Annotated in this window: 2 protein-coding genes; both read right to left on the reverse strand. The window is 35.9% G+C overall.

Annotated features, from left to right (window positions below; all coding sequences use genetic code 11):
• Positions 1-188: 188 nt before the first annotated feature.
• Positions 189-764: a type I-F CRISPR-associated endoribonuclease Cas6/Csy4 gene (gene cas6f / locus IBX42_RS12375; RefSeq protein ID WP_294933236.1), complete on the reverse strand. Its 576-nt coding sequence runs from the start codon at positions 762-764 to the stop codon at positions 189-191.
• A 2-nt stretch (positions 765-766) separates the two neighbouring features.
• On the reverse strand, positions 767-1,753 hold a 987-nt coding region (gene csy3, locus IBX42_RS12380; protein ID WP_294933237.1), incomplete at its 5' end, for a type I-F CRISPR-associated protein Csy3.

The raw sequence follows: 1,753 nt of genomic DNA on the forward strand, positions 1-1,753 counted from the left end.
TTTTCTAAGCTACCTATCCGGCAGTTCACAGCAAAACCAATATCTAAAAGACAGCACTATAGCGAGTATTTGAGGTATTTTCACTTAAAATACCATTATTTTTTATGGTTTTATTGAAGCCCGTATTTTTGGGCTTCTTTGAGTGTAGAAAAAAATTAGGGTTTTTTACATGAAGAGAGTATTTCGTCTTAAAAATATGGAACAGTTGAAGTTTTACTTAAACCATAAGCACTAAACAAACCCTTTTCTTGTTCGTCACTAATATTTTTTTCTATAAATAACTTCATTTGTTGATTTGATGAGTTACTTTTCATCATGACAAATGGCAATTTCGTTTCTTTCGCACTTACATCATCATAGATGGATAGTGCTTCTTCTAGCGTTTTGTTGTGTCGTTTAGCATATCTTCTGGCAAGTCGTTCAGGATTTGATTTAAACTGTTTTCTGCTAAAAGTTACATAACCTTTTATGTTGGTTGGAACTTGTTTTATGTCGCTTATTATTACATAATCAGAAAACTTTTTTAATTGTTCTTCTATGTTTAAAATCTCCAACTCCTCTTTTGTAGGGGCAAACACGCGAAGCATATCTCCTAGGGGAAACAGTTCCATGTAATGAGGAAATGCAAAACCAATACTACACATGCCTTCACTATCTTTATGCTCAACTAATGCTAAGTGCATTTGTGCATAAATCTTTTGCCAAATAAACCCGAGTGATATTTCGGTATCACCCTGTAGTTTTATATCTATATAATAGTTCATTCTCACTCCTTTGAACTCTCACCAAAGACACCGCCACGCACTAGAACAGCCATGACATAATGCTCTTCATCTTTACTATCAAGTTTTGTGCCTGTAGCAAATTTATCAAACAAAGTAAAAAAGTCCTCCTTTTCTTTAGGTGTTCTAAAGGCACGACCTAGATTGGTTACAGCACCATAAGGTTCTATGGCTATAGGTCTATTTTCTGTAGCATACTCACTGTACCAAGTGTCAATGCTTCTAAGTGCATTGCCTAGCTTTTGAGAGTGCATTGAGGCCACGGCATCTACTGCATAAAGTACCTTACTTTTTTTACCTTGAGCCTTATCCGGGTTCTTATCTAGCACCAACTCTTCACTCGGATAAACCTCTTGTGCTTTACCCACTTGTGCATAACATGTAATGTCTAACATTAAGAAATCATCTTCACTACTCAATGTCTCTGCTATGCGTTCTCCCAATGAGAGAACATCTTTGTTCGTGCTTTTCATGGAACGAATGTTGAACTCTTTTGCATTAAATACCCACACATCTTTGCTCTTTAAGTCTTTAACATGTACCTCAATCTGCTCTGCTCCGACTCTATTGCGCCATAAAAATCGTGCGTTAGCTAAATTAAGTGCGTATCTACGACCAAGTTCACTAAACTTTTCTTGCTCAATATATGTAGTCGCTGCTTGTTTATAACTCTCTAAAAAAGTTGCATTATTACAAGCTGAGGGTTCTTTGATACCACCTAATATTTTAAGTGTAAAGTGAAGTTTGAGTGTATCTTGCTCCTCTCCCAATGCGCAGCTATCTACTCTTTGCAAATTTGCTTTTTCTACTTCGGTGTTAAGTTTTAAAGGATCGTTTTTTATTGCATCTTTTAAACGGTTGCTTATCGTTCCTCTCACTGATTTTTCTACCAATTTTAGAGGGGTAGATTTATCTTTATTCTCCCAAGTTGTTCCATACATGTAACCATCAGATGGTACCAATTTTTTCTC

The organism is Sulfurimonas sp., assembly GCF_014859695.1.
In the GTDB taxonomy this organism is placed as follows: domain Bacteria; phylum Campylobacterota; class Campylobacteria; order Campylobacterales; family Sulfurimonadaceae; genus Sulfurimonas.